Origin of the sequence: Oligoflexus sp., from assembly GCF_035638955.1 — a bacterium.
GTDB lineage: Bacteria > Bdellovibrionota_B > Oligoflexia > Oligoflexales > Oligoflexaceae > Oligoflexus.
In genome coordinates, this window is record NZ_DASQYZ010000025.1 from 1 (window position 1) to 19,381 (window position 19,381).

The window sequence follows — 19,381 nt, forward strand, 5'->3', positions numbered from 1 at the left end:
AGCAGCTGGCTCAAATCATCACACAGCATACGCAAAGTCCCGCCATCGAGCTTGCGGATTTTTTTCGGCGCGTTCTATTCTGCTTCGTAACTGGCAATGGTGATATGCATCTTAAAAACTGGTCTGTATTTCGGGATGCAAAGTCTGAGTATCAAAAACTTTCCCCTCTCTATGACCATCTCAACATTCGTGCTTGCTACCCGCAGGAGTCGGTTGAAATGGTGCTGTCTGTTAACGGCAAGCAAAAAGACTTAACAATCCATGATTTTACAGCTTTTGCAACATCAATTGGGATTAACGAAAAATATAGAAAGGCTTGCTTCACAGGGGTTTCACGGTGGTCAACCACGATCGAGGCTTTTTTGGAACGTTCGCTTTTGAGCCCGGACATGAAGAGTCGCTACCGGGACGTTGTCAGACAACGGGTGAGTCGATTGACTGCATAAAACAATGTCATGGGCACCTGAGCCCTTCCACGAAGGACTTGGTGCCAGCCTCGAAGGATTGGGCTCTGCTCCAGGTTGGTCTCATGGTAAGCTGAGAAATGTCCAGACTCCGAGTCACAGTGCCATGTTCAAGGTCTGGCCGCATTGAGAGGAGTATTGAAATTGAACAAGAAGCCCTTGGTGGATGCTGCTTTTGGTTATAAGACTCCACGAATTCCCATCTGGTTTTTACGTCAGGCGGGCCGTTATCTGCCGGAATACATGGCCGTTCGCAAAAATGTTGAATTTGTCGAATTGTGCCGGAATCCCCAGCTGGCTTCTGAAGTCACGCTGCAGCCCTTACGCCGCTACGATGTGGATGCAGCCATCATCTTTTCGGATATTCTGATCCCTTGCACCGCCATGGGCCAGGATCTGACCTTTGACAAGGGCCATGGACCCGAGCTGAGCAATACGGTACGGTCGCCCGCGGCTCTGGCTCGTCTGAGGCATCCGGATGTGCAAAAGGAGTTGGGTTATGTCGGTGATGCGATTGCCCTGACCAAGCAAGGCCTCAGGCCCGATCAAACGATGATTGGTTTTGCTGGTGCTCCTTTCACGGTTGCGAGTTATATGATTGAAGGCTCAGGCAGCAAGACCTTCACCGAAGTGAAGAAATTGCGCTATTTGGAGCCGAAAACGTTCAAGGGACTCCTGGATCTTCTGGCGGCTGTCACCTCCGATTATCTTTTGATGCAGGTCAAAGCCGGCGCGGAATGCCTCATGCTGTTCGATACCTGGGCCAATCAAATGACCTCGGCTGACTATCGCGATTTCGTTTTCCCGGCCGTCAATCAAGTGATTGAAGCCGTGAAAGCTCAATGGGACGGACCGATCATTTATTATCCCGGTCAGAGTTTGGAATTACTTTTTGAATTGAATGGCATTCGGGCCGATGTTTTGGCTATCGATTGGCGGGCGCGCATGCCTCGGGCGGTCGCTTTGATCGAGAATCTGGGTCTCAATGTCAGTGTGCAAGGTAACCTGGATCCGCAGGCCATGCTGGCTCCAGAACCTTTGCTGCGACAGATGGTGCGTGATGTGCTGGAAGCCGGCACCAAGGCGCGTGGTCATATTTTTAACGTCGGGCACGGTTTGCAGCCGCATACTCCACCCCAGTCGGTGTCGATTGCGATTGATGAAGTCAGACGGTTTGAGGCGGAGCGGGCACAGCAGGGACATGGCTGAACATCTTTACACTTATATCAATCCAACGTCTGAAAGGGATCTCGACCGCGTCTGTCGGCTTCTGGAGCGCGACGGCGTGATCGCCTATCCCGTGGACGTCAACTGGGCTTTTGGTTGCGACGCGAGCAGTGTGAAAGCATTGGATCGAATCCGCCGCCTGAAGCCGACTCATCCCCGGGATCGACCTTTCAGTCTGATCTGTTCCGATATTTCCATGGCCTCCACGGTCGGCAATATCGATAACAATCAGTATCGCGTTTTGAAAAAATGCTGGCCGGGACCTTATACCGTGATCCTGAAAAGGCAGCGGACCCTGGCCCGTCAAATCAAGGATAAGCGTCAGGTCGTGGGGGTGCGGATTCCGGTATCACCTCTCTTACGTGACCTTGTGACCCGGCTGGGCAAACCCCTGGCCACCACCTCCGTGCCTGAGCTGGCCGATGGTGAGATTCCGAAATTTGGCTACCAAATCATTGAAGAATTTGGACATGGTATTGATCTCCTGATGGATTTGGGCGAGGAAATGCCTGGGTTGGAATCGACCGTGATTGATTTCACGGAAGATGAACCGGTTGTGGTTCGGGCCGGGGTCGGTGATCCTGAGCAGTTTGGAGGCTAGTTTTTGTCCAGGTCCCTCGATGTTTTTGATTGCGGTCTCCTGGCCTATGGGCAAGCGCTTGAAATGCAGCACCAGCTGCATAGTGAAGTCCGCGAAGGCCAGCGGTTTGGCGCCATCATGATGCTCCAGCATCCGCCGGTTCTGACCTTGGGAAAAAATGCTGACGCTGGACTGGTCTTGACCCAAGCGGAGTCTCTTGAGGCGGCCGGCATCGAAGTCTTTCCAACCGATCGCGGCGGTGAAGTTACCGCGCATGAACCTGGACAACTCGTCGTCTATCCCATCCTGCCTTTACAGGACCTGCGTCTGCCCCCTAAACGTTATGTGGAACGCCTGCTTGAGTCGGTGATCCTAACACTTCAGCATTTTGGTATCGCAGCCCGAAGCGATCCCGATTACCCTGGAGTGTGGGTCGGCCCTGATAAGATTTGTGCGATCGGCATCCGGGTCAAGGAGCGAGTCAGTCTTCATGGTATTGCTCTCAATGTTGTGAATGACTTAAATCTCTTTCGCCTGATCGTGCCCTGTGGCATTCGAGAAAGAGGTGTCACATCCATGCAAAATCTTTTAGGATCAACACCAGACCTATCCGATGTGGCGCGAGTTTGGTTGCAGAAATTTTCAGAAGTCATGGATCTTTCAGTCAAAATCCAGACCGTAGACAAAATGATGCGGAATCCGTAGAATCGTTGACCCGAGTGTTCCTCGGGGGAAACATGCGTACTGTCTGCAAGGGAGAGATGGAACATGGATCTTTTCGAATCGGGCGAAGTCGTGAACGAAGGGAAAGTGGTGCGCGTGGCTGCACCTGACCTCAGCGACGATCCTCCTGAGCTGCTGGAATGCTGTAAACGAACAATTGGCATGCATGCCAAGAACAATCCGATGATGGTATGCGGTGAGTGCAAGAAAATTATCAAAGTCTTTGATAATGACAAAGCTTATCGGAACTACCAGCGTTTTTGCGCATCACGGCACCGTCGCTTTTTGGCGACTCCGTTTGGTGACCAACACGTTGTCATTTTCAAGAATTATGACAGCTATTCTGCCTAAAGGGGGAGCGACGAGCGTCGCTCCTCTTTAACTCTTCGTCTTCACACCTTTTGGTCCAAAAAACCGAACGCTTCTTAAGAACGAATAGGCCGAAACCAGTTGGTAATCCTCCTTCTGGATATCCGGCCATTTTTCGATTTCCATTTGAATGCCTGAGCTTTTCGCCAGGTCTGACAGGTCGCCGCTTTCAATGTGGCCCTTCAGATCAGATTCCTTGCGGGTATTGGTGTTTTTCACCTCGAACTGCTGCGGAGGCACGACCACATCGGGGGTGATGCCCTTGGCCTGAATGGAACGATCCTTGGGTGTATAGTAGCGGGCCACGGTGATTTTCAAACCGCTGTGATCAGGCAGCGACACCAGAGTCTGCACGGAGCCCTTACCGAACGATGTCGAACCCATGATCAAGGCGCGTTCGTGATCCTGCAGAGCGCCGGCCACGATTTCCGACGCGCTTGCACTGCCGCCGTTGATGAGAACCACAATAGGCAGGTCGGCATAGGTGCCTCGCTTGTGCGCAAACTCGCGCTCGATGTCCTTGCTGCTGCGGCCAACTGTGGAAACAATCACACCGGACTCGATGAAGAGATCGGCCACCTTCACCGCCTGATCCAGCAGACCACCGGGATTGTCGCGCAGATCGAACACCATGCCCTTGCTGTCCTTGATGTTTTTCTCAATGATATCCTTCAGCTCATCAGCCGTGTTGTCCTGGAAGCTCGAGATGCGGCTGTAGAAGATACCGTTGCCCAGGTCGGCCGAACGCACGGATTTGACCTTGATGATTTCGCGAATTAAGGTGAACTGCAGAGGTTTTTCCTCGCCTTTTCGGCGAACCGTAAGTTTGATCTTACTGTCCGGCTTGCCGCGCATCAGCTCGGAGGCGTCGCCTGATTTGATCTGGTCGATCGGAGTGTCGTCGATCGCTACAATTTCATCACCGGATTTGATGCCCGCGCGATAGGCCGGTGTGTCTTCAATGGGCGAAACCACAATCATCTTTCCACGTTCGGTGGAAACGATGATGCCAACGCCTCCAAACTTCCCCTGCGTATCCGAGGTCAGCTGATCAAACGCTTTGCGCGGCATGACCATGGTGTGCGGGTCGAGGTTGCTCACGACGCCTTTGAGTGCATGGTAAACCATGTCGTCAGCCTTCACCTTGCCTGGATCCACATACAGATTTTCCAGGTAATAAAGACCGCGAGCCAGTGTCTCCAGCGACCGATAACGGGTATCAGCGACTTCACTCTCACCGGCCTCGAGCACCGGGGCAGTTCCGACTAAAGACAGCAAAAGCCAGAATTTACGAACAGACATGGACGTTCCTTTCGCGCACGCAGGATCAGCGTCACGGATGAAGCGACGATGGAAATGCTGATAAATTGATGGTGGCCTACGATCATTTTGCTTGGGAATGACCACTTGAGGCTAGGATTTTTTTGCGGAAGCGGCCTGGAATGGGCCACCCCTGCGGTTGCCAACAGCCTTCAATTGGTTCCAGTTCGGGTCGGGCGCACGCGACCGTTCTGCGCGTGAATAATGTTTTTCGGATCGCTTCGAGTCGTGCTGGCCATCAGTTTGCGAGCTCTCAGGCGATCCGCTGCATCCAGTTCCTTATCTGCGAGATATTCCTGGATCAAAGTCATGGATTTCTGCACTTCACCCTTGGCGACCCATTGAGTCACCAGAGCATGAACGGGATCAAAACATTTCATGCAAGCATCGCGGGCTCTTTGATATTCCCGGACCGCAAATTCTGTGTTGCGCATGCGCTCATACAACTGACCAAGGCGCATCAGCGACAGGTAATAGTAGGGGTTGATTTCAATCGCAAGCTTGTAATATTTCTCTGCGATTTTCCATTTATCCATCCGTTCGGCACAGAGTCCGATATTGTGCAGAATGCGTTCAGGATACTGGTATTCCTTGCCGGCCGGTGAGTTACGCAGATCCTTCAAAGTCTTCATGGCTTTGGCAAATTGTTTTGTTTCGATATAGGCCGAGCTTAAATTTAAGGCGACCGAAGCTCGAGGCTGCAAACGATGGGAATCTTCAAAAAAGCCAAGCGCCATTTTGGGATTCTGTAAAGACAAATAGGTGAGTCCCATCAAATTCTTGAAATCCGCATCCTCTGGGTGTTTCGTGAGCAAGGGGCGGAGTTCACGCAAAGCCATATTGGGCTGACCCTGGTTGATATAACCAATGACCAGGTTCTTTTGGGTATTCAGGAGTTCATCCTCCCGCCTGGCTTCGCTACCACGGTCTTTGAGAGTTTGACAGCCTGGCGTACATAGGATAAAAAGGATGATGAAACATGGAGCCAGAACACGACGCCAGGCCGCGTGTGCGAAAGAATCTGAAGAAGGGATTTGAGCCTGCAGCAGTTGCATGGTTGTTCCCCTTAAAGCGTCGTAGGATAATGGTTCTTCTTTCAAGCTTAATATGGTTAACTTCCGGATGGAAGGCCTGCACGATCGAAAGCTGAGGATCGTGCTGCTTTTAGAAATGCCACGGAGCGCCCAACATGACCAAAATCGACATTGAGCAGGCCGAATCCAACAAACATCTTGAAGGGAGAGCGCCCGTTGATGAGCGTCCCTTCGGAGCCATTCTGAAAGCTGCTCGCGAGCAATCGGGGTTTTCGATTGAGCGAGCGGCGATGGCAACGCGGATTTCTCCGCCTTTTGTTGAAGCTTTGGAACAAGGCGATATTGCCAAGCTCCCTGGCGCTGTCTTCGGTCGCGGTTTCATTCGCAACCTCTGCAAGGTCTATGGTGTTGATCCAGCTGAAGTTCTGGGTGCTTTTGAACGCAACATCAATGCCGGCAAAGGCAAGGATGTGATCAGCACCACGGTGCGCGATGAAAAGCGGCATCAGCAGCTGAAAAAAGGTGTGCTTCTGATTCAGCCCAATGAATGGAAAGGCCGCATCAAGGCCCTGGCCCCGCATCATTATTTGCGAGCCAAACCTTTGATTCTTCTGGTGGCTGCTGTTGTGGTCGGCGCGATCATTATCAATCAAGTTGATATCGCCACACGGAATTCCCAGGATGAGTTGGCCCAGGAACAAGGTCGCGTGCAAACGCCTGTGACTCCCGAGGATAACAGGGAAGCCGTGGCAGTCGCGCCCGTTCCTGTCCCCGCACCGGATGCATCGGCACCTGTCGGGACACCGGTTGAACCTGCTGTCGCCAGCAATCCACCTCCTGCCCCCGCTGCGGCGCCTGCGGCTTTGGAGAGTGACGAAGAGGAAAGGCTGGAAGGCGGCACTCTCGTGGAACTTCTGGTGAAAGAGCCAGTTATTGTGAAAATCACGCGTGATAATGAAAAGCAAATCACGGGTGAGCTGAAGCCGGATCGTTATCGCTACCGCTTTAAGGATCAGCTGAAATTTTACGTGGATGACTCTTCGGTGGTGGAGCTTTATTTCAAAGGTCAGCGCGTTCCCACCTCGACCGTGAAAGGTGAACCGAAACGCGTGAGTTTCCAAAGCAGTGAAAGCCAGATTGCGAAAAAAGCAGCCCCTGGAACTTCATTGCGATAAGAACCCGGTAATGGACAAAACACCAAGGGTCGCTTGCGAGCGGCCCTTTGTTTTTTCTTCCGGGGCTAAAGATTGCAAAGGCCTTTCCGAATAGTAAGACATGAAGATGTTATCTTCATAGGACTGGGTAGGACGGGATCTGCAGTGGTCCCTACGGAGCAGATGGGGGTTCTTAGAACCCAAGTGCAGGCTCAGGAAGAGCCGAATTGCCAGGAGGGCAATTTTCAGAGACTCCTAACCTATTATTCCTTCTCCAGTCCTTATTCCTTTCCTCACCGCGCTATCGCCGCTCTTTATTGCCCTCATGCCTGCAAAAAGTGTAATACTACCTCCACTTTTAAGTCCAAAGGGGAACCTGAGGCCGTCTTGGAGGGGTATCCGTGCCAATCAGAACCATTATAGCGCTTGCCGATATGCGTCAGTTGAGTCGAGAATGGCGTGCTGCCGGCAAAAAAACGGCTTTTGTGCCCACCATGGGGGCTCTGCATGACGGACATTTGGCTTTGGTCCGCGAGGCGCAAAACAAAGCGGATCGTGTGGTTGTCAGCATCTTCGTGAACCCGATCCAATTTGGCCCCAAGGAAGACTTTGCGTCGTATCCCCGCATGCTCCAGCTGGATAGCGAAAAACTCACCAGCCTCGGCGCCGATGTCCTGTTTGCTCCGAATGCCGCTGAGATGTATCCCGCTGGTTACGAAACCTATGTATACAACGACAAACGTTCCGACATCCTGTGCGGTCGCTTTCGGCCCGGGCACTTTCAAGGTGTGCTGACGATTGTGAGCAAACTCTTCAATACCGTCGAGCCGGATTTCGCACTGTTCGGCAAGAAGGACTATCAGCAGTTTACCCTGCTGAGAAAAATGGCCCAGGACCTGTGTTTTCCGATCGAAGTGATAGGTCATCCCACACTGCGCGATCCGGATGGACTGGCCATGAGCAGTCGCAATCTGCGGTTAACCCCCGAAGAGCGGGCGCTGGCTCCTGAACTGTATCGCGCGATGCAGATGGTGAAGGAGGCGCTCCAAGGTGGTCAGAAGAAACCCCAGGTTCTGCTCGATACTCTTAAAAAGCAGCTGAGTCATGTCCCGGCCTTTCGTCTGGAATATGCGGAGATCCGTGCCGCCGCGGACCTTGCCGATTTTGGCGAAACGATCGATCAGCCAGCCGTCCTGCTGGTTGCCGCACATCTAGGATCGGTTCGTTTGATTGATAATCTGGAGCTGTCCGGCCCATGAAAGAGCTGATTCGATTTTTTCATTTAATGCTGTCCTATCTTTTACGTCCGGTGCTGCTCTGGGTGAATACCACGGCCCAGCCGGAAAATTTGAAGGAGCATCTGGAGCTGACCGGGGGACCGGTCATCTACGTTTTGCCGAAGCGTTCCATCATTGATTACCTCGTGCTGCTCACGACCTGTCGGCGCTTTGGATTGCCGGAGCCTGATCTGGGTCTTGACTTCAACCGGAATCGGCGTGCGGTCTGTCTGTTTTTGGAAAAGACCACTGCCATTAAACGCGTTCGTCGTTTGCGGCCGAGCCAGGTGCTTCTGCATCTCGTCCGTCAGGTTCAGGAGCAAACCGGCGAGAAACCCCAGATCGTTCCTGTTTCGCCGTTTTGGGGCAAGGACCCGGGTACCGACGAACCGTCGATCTTCAAGCTGATTTTCAACGATGATGAAGACGCCGGCTGGCTGCAGAAATTTTTCATCGTGATGGCTCAGGGACGCAACAATAAGCTCATTTTCGCCAAGCCCTTTCAGATCAATGAATTATTGCAAAGTGAAGAGGATGTGAATAACGCAGCCCGGAAGATTCGCCGGATTCTGAGAATCCACTTCCGCCGCGTTCGTAACACGGTCCTGGGACAAAAACTGTACGTCCGTGAGCAGGTGATTTCCCGTGTGGTGGCCGGCAAGCACGTGCGCCAGGAAATTGAAAAGGAAGGCAAGGGTCGGCCTCAGCTGATTCGAAGTCTCGAATCCCGTGCTCGTCACTATGCGCGTGAACTCTCGGCGGATCAGACCTATTCCATCGTTCGCGTGTTCGAACTCGTGCTCGGCAAACTTTGGAACAGGATTTTCTCGGGTGTGGATGCGGTCAATGTCGAGAACGTAACGCGGCTGGCGGCTCAGAACTACGAAATCGTGTATGTACCGACCCATCGCAGTCACCTCGATTACCTCCTGGTCAATTACACCGTTTATAAAAGCGGTTTGCCGACACCGCATACGGCCGCCGGTATCAACCTGAACTTCTTCCCGATGGGCTGGTTTCTGCGTCGGGCCGGGGCTTTTTTTATTCGCCGTTCGTTTCATGGCAACCGTCTTTATGCGGCTGTGGTGGAAGAATACATGCATTATCTTCTGACCCAGGGTTATCCGATCTCGTTTTTTCCGGAAGGCGGACGGAGTCGGACAGGTCGGCTGTTACCGCTCAAGACGGGTATGCTGTCGATGGTGGTGCGCAGTTTTCTGCGAAACTCTGAACGACCGGTCGCGCTGGTTCCCGTGTTCCTGGCCTATGACAAGGTTATGGAAGTCAAAAGCTATCTGACTGAACTCGGCGGCGGCGCCAAGAAAAAGGAATCCATTTTTCAACTGCTTCAGGCTCGGAAGGTTTTGCGGCAGTATTATGGCAAAGCGTATCTGTCCTATGGCGAGCCCATTATCCTGGAAAACTTTCTGGATAAAAATCAGCCCGGTTGGCGTCAGGTCGATGATGATCGACCGGACTGGCTCACGTCGGCGGTGCATGACCTGGCCTATCTGATCTCGTGCCGCATGAACGAGGCCGCGGTGATTGCGCCGATCGGTCTGATGGGAGTCGGACTTCTCGCAGCCTGGCAAAAAGCCCTGCCCAAGGAAGAACTCTTCATCTTCATGCAGCGCATGATTACTCTGCAGAAGGCTCAGCCGTATCACCCCAATATCCGGCTGGTGAATGATGATGTCAGTGAGATCTTTACCATCGCCATGAAATTAAAGAGCGTTTCCATCTTTAATCATGCCGCCGGTGATGTGATCTTTCTGAATGATATTGATGGTGCTTTGATCAGCTACTATCGCAATAACATCATCCATCTCTTTGCCATCCCATCGCTCATCGCGCGTTTCTTCCAGCAGGACGATACGATCGACGAGGAATCACTCTGCCGGGCCTGTGCCGAGATTTATAGCGTTCTGCGCGAGGAGCTCTATCTCAGTTGGGAAGAGCATGAGATCGAAGCCGTGGTGAAACGCTATGCCGAAGCCATGGCCGGGGTCGGGCTCTTGCACAAGGTCGCCTCGCAGCTTTACCATAGGCCGCCGGCCCAGTCCGATGATTTCGTCGCTCTCGATATTCTGTCCCAGGCTCTGGGCCTGACCTTTGATCGATTTATCATCACGGCCGTGCTGCTGGCCAAACATAGTCAACTCGGTTTGGTTGACAGTGACGAATTCCTGCAGCAATGTCATCGTATGGCCCAGCGCCTTGCGATTCTGAGCGGGCTTAACAACCCGGAGATCGTCGAAAAAACCTTTATTCAAAAACATATCCAGCTCCTCAAACGCAAGGGTCTGCTGATCCCAGTGGACGAAAAGAAATTGCGCATTGATGAGCGCGTGGCTGTGATGGCGCAAAACTCACAAAGACTGCTGTCACCGGATGCCCTCCGTAGTATCGAGCGCATCTTCAAGACCACGCATCAGCAGAAGGACGAAGAGCATCATGGCCAAATGGAAATACACGGGGAACAATGACACCAGCGACAAGCTCCCCACCTACGATAAAATTCGTCGCGGTCGTGATAAACGTAAAAGGCACCGATCGTCCGAGGCCGACTTCGAGCAGGCCGAGGATACCTGGGATTTCGTCGCCCATCCGGAATGGTTTCCGGCCCGCGTGGTGGAAGTGCATAAGCGTTATGCCTTTGTCTCCCCGGAAAAGGAAATCGGTGATGTGCAGACGCGTGACGTCTGGCTGGCAACCGTGGCCCGACGCCATCTGCAGAGCCGCCGCGGGGAACGCAATACCATCTGTGTCGGGGATAGGGTTCTCTGCCGCCCTACCGATGATCGTGACGTTGACCTGGGGACTGATATTCCCTGCTGCGTGATCGAAAATATGTCACCGCGCAAGAGCAGGATTGCCCGACGCGATCCCGCCCTGCATGAGCGGGAACATATTCTGGCGAGCAACGTCGATCAGCTGATGATTGTCGCCAGCTATAAAAATCCGCTGGTCAAATGGGGTCTCATCGACCGCTATCTGGTTCTGGCCGAAGAACAGGAAATTCCGGCCATTATTGTGCTGAATAAAGAGGACCTGCTGGCCGAAGAATCCGACGCCTTTCGTGACGAATGCGTGCAGGAAGCGGACACTTATAAAAGGTTAGGCTACACCGTTTTTTCTGTGCAGGTTGAGTTCCAGAACTTTCAGCATCCTGTGATCAGGGAATTGCACGGCCTTCTGGAAAACAAGGTCACCATCCTGAGCGGCCATTCCGGGGTTGGCAAATCCTCGCTGGTGAATCTCTTTCGACCCGAGATCACGCAGGAAGTGGAAGAGAACTCGGATATTTTTTACAAGGGTCGGCACACCACCACTTATGCCAGCATGATCAAGCTGGGACGTGGTGGTTACGTGATAGATACGCCCGGCATCCGCAGTTTTGTGTTGAGTGAGCGAAACGCCATCGATCTGAGTCACGGCTTTGTGGAAATGCGAGCCTTGATGAATCAATGCAAATTCCGCGAGTGCCGTCATATTGATGAGCCGGAGTGCGCGGTGATGAAAGCCGTGTCCGCTGGAGAGATCAGCGAACGCCGGTATAAATCGTATAAGGGCATATTACTGGGGGAAACGGGTCGCGAGGGTCGGATCCGTGATCAAAACACCGAGAAGGATAAGGTTGAAAGCGATGACGACGAATAGCGATCATTCCATGAGTTACGATTACAGCGAAAACGAAGAGCTGACTCTGCTGCGGCAGACCGTTCGCAGTTTTGCTGAAAAGGAAATTGCACCGCGGGCCCACCAGCTCGACGAGAAAGAGGAATTTTCCTATGAGCTGACCGAAAAAATGGGTGAGCTCGGGCTGTTCGGGGCGGTCATTCCCACTGAATACGGTGGTCAGGGCATGGATTACGTCCAATACGTGGTAGCCGTCGAGGAACTGGCACGGGTTGACGGTTCGCATGCTGCCACCATCGCCGCTCATAACAGCCTGGGTGTGGCGCCGCTTTACTATTACGGCACCGAAGAACAGAAGAAAAAATATATCCCCAGCCTTTGCACCGGCAAGGGCATGTGGGCCTTTGGTCTGACTGAAGCCGAAGCGGGCAGTGACGCTCAATCGAGCAAGACTCGCGCTGTCTACGATAAGACCAAGGACGAGTGGGTGATCAACGGTTCGAAAATCTGGATCACGAACAGTGCTGCGAAAACCACCGAAGGCATCACCGTTCAGGCGGTCACCGGTCAAAAAGCGGATGGTCGTGCGGAACTGAGCTGCTTTATTGTTCCCGCCAATGCTCCCGGCGTCACACGCAAGACGATGCATGGTAAAATGATGTGGCGTGCCTCCAACACGGGCGAACTTTATTTCGACGACGTGCGCGTTCCGAATTCAGCCCTGCTCGGTGCCAAAGGTCAGGGTTTCAAAATCATGATGGAAACCCTGGATAACGGCCGACTGTCGATCGGTGCCATGGGCCTTGGTCTGGCCAAAGGCGCTCTGGACATGACGCTGAAGTATGCAAAGGAACGCAAGACCTTCGGTGTGGCCATTGCCAAACATCAGGCGGTGGCTTTTAAGCTGGCTGAGATGGCAACACGGATCGAAGCCGCCGAGGGCCTGCTCTACAAAGCGGCCTGGCTCAAGCAGAAGGGGAAACCCTTCCAAAAACATGCGGCTATGGCTAAACTCTATTGTTCAGAAGTGGCTGAGTACTGTGCACGTGAAGGGCAGCAGACGTTCGGTGGCTATGGCCTGATGAAGGAATATCCGATCGAACGTTTCTACCGGGATGCGGCGCTGCTCAGAATCGGTGAAGGAACCAGTGAGATTCAACGTCTTGTGATCTCACGCTACCTGGGTTGTTAAGCATGCAGGGTCCGCGGCTGTTCCCCTTGGCTTTTCTAAGTCTTTGTTTATGGGTCAACGGCTGCGCCCTCCTGGGCATTCGCAGTTCCGAACGCTATGATAATCGCAGTTTTTCAATCCTCAATCTCAACCTTTTCAATCAACGCATCCCTTCGACCTTGGCCAATAAGAATTGGCGAGGCGACTGGCTTTTCCGTCGGGAGCGGCTCGAACTGATCGATGACCAGCTGCGCATCTCGCGGCCGGATATCGTGGTGTTTCAGGAGCTCCTGACCCGTCGCGGCAGTCCGAGTGAATCGGACATCAATATTTTGAATTTCGGTGCCCTGGAAGGCTACGAATGGGATGCGGAGGTGGTGGCCTTTTACAAGGACACGCAGGAGATGCAGTACCAGGCCACGGCGGTGGGTCTGCCGGTAAAACTTTCGACCTCGGACAAGGTCGAGAAGAAATTCTGGCCGATCGGTCTTGATGGTTTCATGAATTACACACTGCTGGAACTTGATCAGCAGCCGATCCTGCTCATCAATATCTCCATGCCAGCCAGCGCACAGAAAGTCGATCACTGGTATAAATTCGTGGAAACCGAGCTGCAGAGTCTGCTCAAAGATCTCGGCATCTGCAAGCAGCGGCTGGTGATTTCCGGCTATCTGCCTGGTGGCCTAGTGTGGCCGGGCTTTGCTGAATTTACCGAAACGTTCGAACTCAAGGATACCGCCGCAGGCTTCTGCGAAGCGGCAACGGATTGTCTCACCAGCTCCAATCAAAACGATCTCTTCATGGCCACGGCCGAGGGGCAATCGCCCTCGCATTCCGAGCGTATTATGGTCCATCGTGATTCGCTGGTTTCTTTTAGCAATGTCGTCATGAATAAGATGAAGGATAAAACGGTCTACGGCGGAACCTATGGGCTCCAGCGTCTTTGGGCCAGCCGTGTCTATGGCTGGCTTGCGGATCTCAGGCTGCAGCACTGCCCTTTCGCAGCACCCTGATCAGTGAATCAGACTCCGTACCGAGCGAATCAGATCATCGGGATCCATGAAAGGCTTGGTCAGGATGCCATTGGCGCCTGCTTTCAAAGCCTCCTGAACCTTGGGATGCGCGGAATCATGACCGGTACTGATCAAAATGGATGTCTTTTGATTGAGCTCCCGGACCTGCTTAATAAAACGAACGCCATTGATCTGCGGCATCTCCAGATCGGTGATAATCAGCGGAAAATCCGTTCTGCGCAAAGCTTCGAGGGCATGCGCGGCGTCCGTGAAAATCTCGCAATCAAACTGCTCCTCCAAAAGTACTCCCAGGATCTCACCCACTTCAGCTTCATCATCAACAATAAGAATTTTAGACCTTGGACTCATCAAGCACCTCAGCGAGGCTAAGCAAAACAGTTAATTGTCACTCAATTCAAAGTTTGGAGCAATACAGAGGATCCCGCCTGCAAGGGTTAAAATCCCCAGCCCAAACCCAGCGTCATGGACACGCCGTGCAGGCGGTCAGTTTTGGTGCCTCTCCAGCGCTGAAGATCCAGCGCCAAAACGCTATTTTGACTCATAACATACCAAAGTGAAGCTGCCGCACCAATACCAATTTCGGTGCTGAAGGTCGCATCCTTGGTAATCGGCGGATTCAATTTTTGAACAGGAATGAGATAGAGAATTTCCGTTCCCGCCAAAGCATAGAACGGATGATAGAGTCGAAACAGTCTTTGGGTGGTATTAAAGACAGTCAGCAGAGATACCGGTCGATTCTGCTGACGATTGATAAAGGCCTGGGACCGATACCCGACACCGACGACCCACGGATGACCAAGACGGTGCTGATAGGAAAAGCCGGGCGTATTCTCATGGGTGCGTAGCTCGGAATGACTTGGGCCGACTGGTTCGTTATGACTATAAAGCGCGAAAATATAGTCATTGGGATAGGACTCCGGTATCGTCATGTCATCATAAGTTGAATCCGCCGCGGACGAACGGGTTGCGACCATCCCGAGGATGCTGATGATTAGGAAGGACCATACCGGGTGCAAAGTCATAGCGAAAAAGTGCCTTCTGCAAAAAATCGGATACTTATTTTTTTGATACTGCTGGCCATGCTCCTGCCGGCAGGTGCTCAAGCCTCTCTGTCAGCCATTGTCGGTCCGCGTTTTCTGCTGATACGCGGCTGGAAGCCATTGCTCGCCCCCTGGCCTGATCATCCCGCGATGCAAAAACTTCGAAAAACTTTTGTCGGTCTTTGGCATGGAATCCTGCTGCTTTTGGCAGCTCAGGTTCTGCTGCTGCTTTGCCAATTGGTACGGAGTTTCCTCGCGAACGACCCTCTGACACTAACTCTATCGTCCCATCTTCGTCTATTGGGAAAACAGGGGTTTTACGGAACCTTTCTGATCCTGACGCTTATTCTTGCCGCCAGGCGCTTCCATGAGCATCGGCTGCGGCTCTTCACCTGGCAGGCAAGGGGAATTTTAATCGCCTCGGTTCTGCTCGGACTTTACATGTTGGGCCAGCGTTTCTGGGGCTGGGACTGGATTCACGGCTTTGAGGCGAAAATCGGCGAGCATCGCTTTGCCTACGGAGTCTATCGGGCTTCAGGTTTAATGGGACATCCTTTAACCCTTGCCTATAACTGCATGCTGCTGGCGCTTGTAAGTTTTGCTCAGGGTCTTTGGTCCCTGCAGCGTGAACCCAGGCAGGGCTGGACCTGGCTCATGATCAGTGTCGTCAACCTGGGGCTGATCGGCCTGACAGGTTCCCGCTATCCCTTGGCTGTCACAGCGGTCCTGATGATGATGGCTGCCTTAATTCATATCAGCCACAGCACAAGGCACACCGTGCTTGGCTTAGGAGTTTTGGCGGTTCTGATCATAAGTGCCATTTTTCTCCTCGATCCTGTGATGATGGGTCGCGTACGGGAATTGATGGATCCCACACTGCCTTTGGAAGAGCGTTTTGATCGTTGGATCTTCTGGAAAGTGCACCTGATAATTTTTATGGATCACCCCTGGCTGGGAACCGGGTTGGCCAACTACGACAGGCTGTTGCTGGACTATTATGACCAGGCCGGCTACACTCATATTGAGAGAAAATACACGGCGCATCACATCCTGCTGCAGACTTTAGCGGACTCTGGACTCATCGGTTCCCTGGCTCTGCTGGTGATCTTTGTCGTCCTGTTCCGTGCAGCGTTCCGCCTGTTCAAGGACTTCCGGCATCAGGGTTTTTTACTGATTGCTTTGGGAACTCTGCTCGGCGGACTCATGCAGAATACGCTGCGGGATAGCGAATATCTTTATGCTCTTTGGACCAGCATGGGCCTTTGTTGCGGCTGCCTCATGTCTGGAGGAGTGCCCGATGAATCAAACGGCCGAAGCCACCTCCAAGATCACCAATCCGGAGAGGATTTCGCGGATCGTCGCGCGCATGTGCGACGGCAAGATGCAGGCGTTGATTCGCACCAAGGATAATATCAAAGTCGGTATTCGGGCGAACTTCGCCCGTTTTGATGGCCTGAAAAACCCGCCACAGATAGTCTTCGATAAAATATCCGAATTTGGTTTGCAAAAGCTTGAAAAAGGCATGCCGGTAAAAATTGAAGTCATCGGCATGCCATCCAAAGTGATGTTCGTATCGACGATTGGCGACAAAACCGAAGAGGGCGTGCTCTGCAGCCTGCCCTTGTCCCTGGTGACGATTGAGCGGAGGCAAAATTCCCGATATCGGGTGACGCCATCGGCGATGGCTTATTTGAGTTTCAGTCTGTGGCATCCGGAGGATGATGATCCTTCCGCGCCGCCTTTTTTTGATGCGTATCGCAGCCTGGCCAGTTGGATTCCCATACTCGATATCAGTGCCGGCGGCGTGTGCGTGCAGAGTCATTTTCCATCGTTTATCAATCTTCTGGAAACGGTGGATCTGGATCCCAAGGCCAAACTGCATCTGCCCATGAGCGCGCCCATGCCGGTCCAGGCCGCCATCCGCTGGAAAAGGCGCATTAAGAATCGGATTGATGAGGATAATCGCGAACGCTACCAGCTCGACTTTCGTTTGGGAATCGAGTTTCTGGAATTGTCGGAAGAATATCAGATCAAGATTCGCAACTATCTGCGCCAGCTGAGTGTGGCGGACGCGATTTGAAGGAGCTGTCTCCATGCGCGCTTTGATTCTTATAAGTTTTTTGCTGAACGCCTGCGCGGGATATGATCCTTTTGCAGATGAAGGCGCTCACGAAATCCAAACCTCGGCGCCCGCATCCTCTGCGCAACCGACCGCTGTCGCCCCCAACATGACGCCACCAGCCTCGGATATGGAACTGCGTTTGGCCAAACTTTGGGCCCGCGTGGATGATCTGGAAAACCAGCAAATAAGGCAAAAAGAACGCATGAAGCTCCTGGAAAAGGGCCTTATGCTTGGCATTATTCCAGAAGAACTGAAGTCCGATAAGCCCAGCAAGTCCAGTAAAAAACCCGAGCCTGACCTTGAGGAACCACCCGCTTCCCTGCAGGCCACGCCTCCCGCGGCGCCTGTCAGCACCGAGAAAAGCAAGGATATCGCCGAATATCAGCGCCTTTTGCGGGCCGCTCAGGAAAAATTCAACGCGGCGAACTATGGCCAGGCCATTGTGCAATTCAACGAAGTAGGCGAAAAATTTGATGACGGCCTGACCGAGGGCAGTCACAATTATTGGATCGGGCTCAGCTGGTTTTACCTTAAGGAAATGCAGCTGGCGGAGCAAAATTTCAAAAAATTGATCGACCAGTACAATCATAATTCCTGGGTCCCTTACGCCCGGTTTTATATGGCTAAAGTCGACCAGAATCGGGGTCTCTCGGGCCGCGCGCGCGATCAATTCAAGCTGCTGATCGATGAATTTCCGAATCAGGATTTAGGCGAAATGGCCCGTATGGAAATCGATCGCATGAGGGAGAAGCTTTGATGCCAAGGCCTATCCTCTTTTTCAGTCTTCTTTTGATGCTGGCTGGGTGGGACGCCCGGGCCCAGGATCCTTCGCTTGAAGATCTGGAAAAAATGGGCGCGGAAATGGATGAGGCCGATGCCAATCCTCCGGCCGAAGCCACTACCACGCCACCGCCCGGTATTGAAGCGTCCGTTCCGGATGATGCCGCTCAGGCCGAAGCGGCTTCGATGAACCAGCCGAATCAGAATGCGCCCGCCACGGATAGCAGCGGTCTGGAACCGGTGGACGTGCGCAGCCGTATCAAGAAAGTCCTCGAACCCAATCTTTTCGCTGGGGCGCCACCCGTTCCGGGAACCTTACGCAATATGGCCCCTGGGGAAGCTCCCGAGGAGTATGGCGTTCAAGAGGGCGACAATCTCTTCGATATCTGTGATCAGTTGATCGATGAGCCGAATTACTGGCCGAAGCTTTGGTCGTTTAACCCTGGCATCGCCAACCCCCACTTTATCTATCCTGGCATGAAACTGCGTTTTTATGCAGGTGATGCGGACAATCCTCCTTACCTGCAGGTTGTCACGGAGGACGATATTGTGCCGGTTGATAAAGGCGGCATGAAGGAAGCGGAACTGGTTCGCGAAGATATTAACGGCATGCTGATGCGCTCGGAAATTCCTCAGAATCAGCAGGTCACCAATGCCGATGACCTGGAATCCGTCGCCGGCATCGACGATATGATCATGATCGTCGGTGAACAGGCGTCCCCTGACAAAGTGCCCGTGACCATTCCAGCCTTTATCGTGGCGGACGAATTCGATGAACTCGGGCGTATCGTCGGCGGATCGGCAGGTTCCTTTCTGATCGACAAGGGTCAGTTTTTGATTGTCGAGCCCGAAGACAGCCTGCAGCTCGCCACGAGTTATACGATCGTCCGCGAATCCGGCAAAGTCCGCACCAAGAACGGCAACGATTTTGTTGGTTACCGTTACGAATTCATTGCTCATATTCAGGTGGATTCCAAGGACGAGGAAGAGGATGTCTATCGCGCCAAGGTCGTTTATAACCGGCTTGGTGTGCAGCCCGGTGACCTGGTGATTGCCTATCGCTCCACCAAACGCAGTTTGCCGGTCAATCCTCCTCAAAGCATTCAAGGGGCCAATCAGCAGGTCGTGGCTTTCACCGAACCCTTTATGCAGGTGGGCGGCCGCGGAGCCTTTATCTTTCTCGAGCAGAACGAAAACAAGCTTCAGGAAGGCCAGGTCTACAACATTATGCAGAACGTCAAAGTCGCAGCCCCGATTTTTCTGAGAGGTGATCTGCCTGATACGGAAAGTCAGGTCGCCAGGGCCTATATTCTCGATGCCTCCGCCTCAGGTGCGCTTGGGTTTATACTGAACGACGTCCTGGAAGTTCGCCTGGGTGACAAAGCCAGTCCCTGAGAATTTGTCCTTTTGCAAAAGGACATGTCCTTGGTCTCACCCTTTCAAAAAA

At 52.9% G+C, this 19,381-nt stretch carries 19 protein-coding genes; 15 read left to right on the forward strand and 4 right to left on the reverse strand.

Going from position 1 to position 19,381, the window contains the following annotated elements; all coding sequences use genetic code 11:
- The 5 genes from VE954_RS02850 to VE954_RS02870 all read left to right on the forward strand — a co-directional run.
- Positions 1 to 446 (forward strand): HipA domain-containing protein (locus tag VE954_RS02850; protein WP_324949456.1); only part of this gene is annotated, 446 nt, incomplete at its 5' end.
- A 162-nt stretch (positions 447 to 608) separates the two neighbouring features.
- On the forward strand, positions 609 to 1,673 hold the full coding sequence (hemE, locus tag VE954_RS02855; RefSeq protein ID WP_324949458.1) for a uroporphyrinogen decarboxylase: 1,065 nt from the start codon (positions 609 to 611) through the stop codon (positions 1,671 to 1,673).
- Positions 1,666 to 2,292, forward strand: coding sequence for an L-threonylcarbamoyladenylate synthase (locus VE954_RS02860; protein WP_324949460.1), 627 nt, complete (start codon positions 1,666 to 1,668; stop codon positions 2,290 to 2,292). Before hemE ends, VE954_RS02860 begins: the two co-directional genes overlap by 8 nt.
- A gap of 3 nt (positions 2,293 to 2,295) precedes the next feature.
- Positions 2,296 to 2,976 carry a lipoyl(octanoyl) transferase LipB gene (gene lipB / locus VE954_RS02865; protein ID WP_324949462.1) on the forward strand — a complete coding sequence of 227 codons (681 nt, stop codon included), beginning with the start codon at positions 2,296 to 2,298 and terminating at the stop codon, positions 2,974 to 2,976.
- 63 nt (positions 2,977 to 3,039) lie between these two features.
- On the forward strand, positions 3,040 to 3,345 hold the full coding sequence (locus VE954_RS02870; protein WP_141731208.1) for a hypothetical protein: 306 nt from the start codon (positions 3,040 to 3,042) through the stop codon (positions 3,343 to 3,345).
- Between the two features lie 27 nt (positions 3,346 to 3,372).
- Here the strand turns inward: VE954_RS02870 and VE954_RS02875 are convergent, their stop codons facing one another.
- Both VE954_RS02875 and VE954_RS02880 read right to left on the reverse strand, forming a co-directional pair.
- Positions 3,373 to 4,665, reverse strand: coding sequence for a S41 family peptidase (locus VE954_RS02875; protein ID WP_324949466.1), 1,293 nt, complete (start codon positions 4,663 to 4,665; stop codon positions 3,373 to 3,375).
- 170 nt (positions 4,666 to 4,835) lie between these two features.
- Positions 4,836 to 5,738, reverse strand: a complete 903-nt coding sequence (locus VE954_RS02880) for a hypothetical protein (protein WP_324949468.1) — start codon at positions 5,736 to 5,738, stop codon at positions 4,836 to 4,838.
- A 134-nt stretch (positions 5,739 to 5,872) separates the two neighbouring features.
- On the opposite strand from VE954_RS02880, the gene VE954_RS02885 reads away from it, so the two are divergent.
- The 6 genes from VE954_RS02885 to VE954_RS02910 all read left to right on the forward strand — a co-directional run bounded on the left by VE954_RS02885 (position 5,873) and on the right by VE954_RS02910 (position 13,971).
- Positions 5,873 to 6,892 carry a helix-turn-helix domain-containing protein gene (locus VE954_RS02885; RefSeq protein WP_324949470.1) on the forward strand — a complete coding sequence of 340 codons (1,020 nt, stop codon included), beginning with the start codon at positions 5,873 to 5,875 and terminating at the stop codon, positions 6,890 to 6,892.
- 380 nt (positions 6,893 to 7,272) lie between these two features.
- Positions 7,273 to 8,130, forward strand: a complete 858-nt coding sequence (panC, locus tag VE954_RS02890; protein WP_324949472.1) for a pantoate--beta-alanine ligase — start codon at positions 7,273 to 7,275, stop codon at positions 8,128 to 8,130.
- Positions 8,127 to 10,634 (forward strand): glycerol-3-phosphate 1-O-acyltransferase PlsB, encoded by a 2,508-nt coding sequence (gene plsB, locus VE954_RS02895; protein ID WP_324949474.1) that lies wholly within the window; start codon positions 8,127 to 8,129, stop codon positions 10,632 to 10,634. Before panC ends, plsB begins: the two co-directional genes overlap by 4 nt.
- Positions 10,603 to 11,808 (forward strand): ribosome small subunit-dependent GTPase A, encoded by a 1,206-nt coding sequence (rsgA, locus tag VE954_RS02900; RefSeq protein ID WP_324949477.1) that lies wholly within the window; start codon positions 10,603 to 10,605, stop codon positions 11,806 to 11,808. The genes plsB and rsgA overlap by 32 nt, the downstream gene beginning before the upstream one ends.
- Complete coding sequence (locus VE954_RS02905) at positions 11,795 to 12,979, forward strand: acyl-CoA dehydrogenase family protein (RefSeq protein ID WP_324949479.1); 1,185 nt, start codon at positions 11,795 to 11,797, stop codon at positions 12,977 to 12,979. Before rsgA ends, VE954_RS02905 begins: the two co-directional genes overlap by 14 nt.
- A 2-nt stretch (positions 12,980 to 12,981) precedes the next feature.
- Positions 12,982 to 13,971, forward strand: coding sequence for a hypothetical protein (locus tag VE954_RS02910; protein WP_324949480.1), 990 nt, complete (start codon positions 12,982 to 12,984; stop codon positions 13,969 to 13,971).
- Here VE954_RS02910 and VE954_RS02915 read toward each other — a convergent pair whose 3' ends face one another.
- On the reverse strand, positions 13,972 to 14,340 hold the full coding sequence (locus VE954_RS02915; protein WP_324949482.1) for a response regulator: 369 nt from the start codon (positions 14,338 to 14,340) through the stop codon (positions 13,972 to 13,974).
- Between the two features lie 86 nt (positions 14,341 to 14,426).
- Positions 14,427 to 15,014 (reverse strand): hypothetical protein, encoded by a 588-nt coding sequence (locus VE954_RS02920; RefSeq protein ID WP_324949484.1) that lies wholly within the window; start codon positions 15,012 to 15,014, stop codon positions 14,427 to 14,429.
- Between VE954_RS02920 and VE954_RS02925 the strand changes: the two genes are divergently transcribed.
- From VE954_RS02925 to VE954_RS02940, 4 genes are read left to right on the forward strand one after another with little or no spacing between them, the layout of a single operon-like run.
- Entirely contained in the window at positions 15,003 to 16,442 is a 1,440-nt protein-coding gene (locus VE954_RS02925; RefSeq protein ID WP_324949486.1) for an O-antigen ligase family protein, read from the forward strand. The genes VE954_RS02920 and VE954_RS02925 overlap by 12 nt on opposite strands.
- Positions 16,330 to 17,112 (forward strand): PilZ domain-containing protein, encoded by a 783-nt coding sequence (locus VE954_RS02930; RefSeq protein WP_324949488.1) that lies wholly within the window; start codon positions 16,330 to 16,332, stop codon positions 17,110 to 17,112. Before VE954_RS02925 ends, VE954_RS02930 begins: the two co-directional genes overlap by 113 nt.
- Before the next feature lie 13 nt (positions 17,113 to 17,125).
- Positions 17,126 to 17,911 carry a hypothetical protein gene (locus VE954_RS02935; protein ID WP_324949490.1) on the forward strand — a complete coding sequence of 262 codons (786 nt, stop codon included), beginning with the start codon at positions 17,126 to 17,128 and terminating at the stop codon, positions 17,909 to 17,911.
- Complete coding sequence (locus VE954_RS02940) at positions 17,911 to 19,329, forward strand: LysM peptidoglycan-binding domain-containing protein (protein WP_324949492.1); 1,419 nt, start codon at positions 17,911 to 17,913, stop codon at positions 19,327 to 19,329. Before VE954_RS02935 ends, VE954_RS02940 begins: the two co-directional genes overlap by 1 nt.
- Positions 19,330 to 19,381 lie beyond the last annotated feature (52 nt).

Bases quoted from the DNA above. Each gene is read 5' to 3' on its own strand.
- rsgA (WP_324949477.1), top strand. From the start codon at position 10,603: ATGGCCAAATGGAAATACACGGGGAACAATGACACCAGCGACAAGCTC.
- VE954_RS02860 (WP_324949460.1), top strand. From the start codon at position 1,666: ATGGCTGAACATCTTTACACTTATATCAATCCAACGTCTGAAAGGGAT.
- VE954_RS02905 (WP_324949479.1), top strand. From the start codon at position 11,795: ATGACGACGAATAGCGATCATTCCATGAGTTACGATTACAGCGAAAAC.
- VE954_RS02920 (WP_324949484.1), bottom strand. From the start codon at position 15,014: ATGACTTTGCACCCGGTATGGTCCTTCCTAATCATCAGCATCCTCGGG.
- VE954_RS02930 (WP_324949488.1), top strand. From the start codon at position 16,330: ATGAATCAAACGGCCGAAGCCACCTCCAAGATCACCAATCCGGAGAGG.
- VE954_RS02915 (WP_324949482.1), bottom strand. From the start codon at position 14,340: ATGAGTCCAAGGTCTAAAATTCTTATTGTTGATGATGAAGCTGAAGTG.
- VE954_RS02910 (WP_324949480.1), top strand. From the start codon at position 12,982: ATGCAGGGTCCGCGGCTGTTCCCCTTGGCTTTTCTAAGTCTTTGTTTA.
- VE954_RS02880 (WP_324949468.1), bottom strand. From the start codon at position 5,738: ATGCAACTGCTGCAGGCTCAAATCCCTTCTTCAGATTCTTTCGCACAC.
- plsB (WP_324949474.1), top strand. From the start codon at position 8,127: ATGAAAGAGCTGATTCGATTTTTTCATTTAATGCTGTCCTATCTTTTA.
- VE954_RS02870 (WP_141731208.1), top strand. From the start codon at position 3,040: ATGGATCTTTTCGAATCGGGCGAAGTCGTGAACGAAGGGAAAGTGGTG.
- VE954_RS02875 (WP_324949466.1), bottom strand. From the start codon at position 4,665: ATGTCTGTTCGTAAATTCTGGCTTTTGCTGTCTTTAGTCGGAACTGCC.
- VE954_RS02940 (WP_324949492.1), top strand. From the start codon at position 17,911: ATGCCAAGGCCTATCCTCTTTTTCAGTCTTCTTTTGATGCTGGCTGGG.
- VE954_RS02935 (WP_324949490.1), top strand. From the start codon at position 17,126: ATGCGCGCTTTGATTCTTATAAGTTTTTTGCTGAACGCCTGCGCGGGA.
- VE954_RS02885 (WP_324949470.1), top strand. From the start codon at position 5,873: ATGACCAAAATCGACATTGAGCAGGCCGAATCCAACAAACATCTTGAA.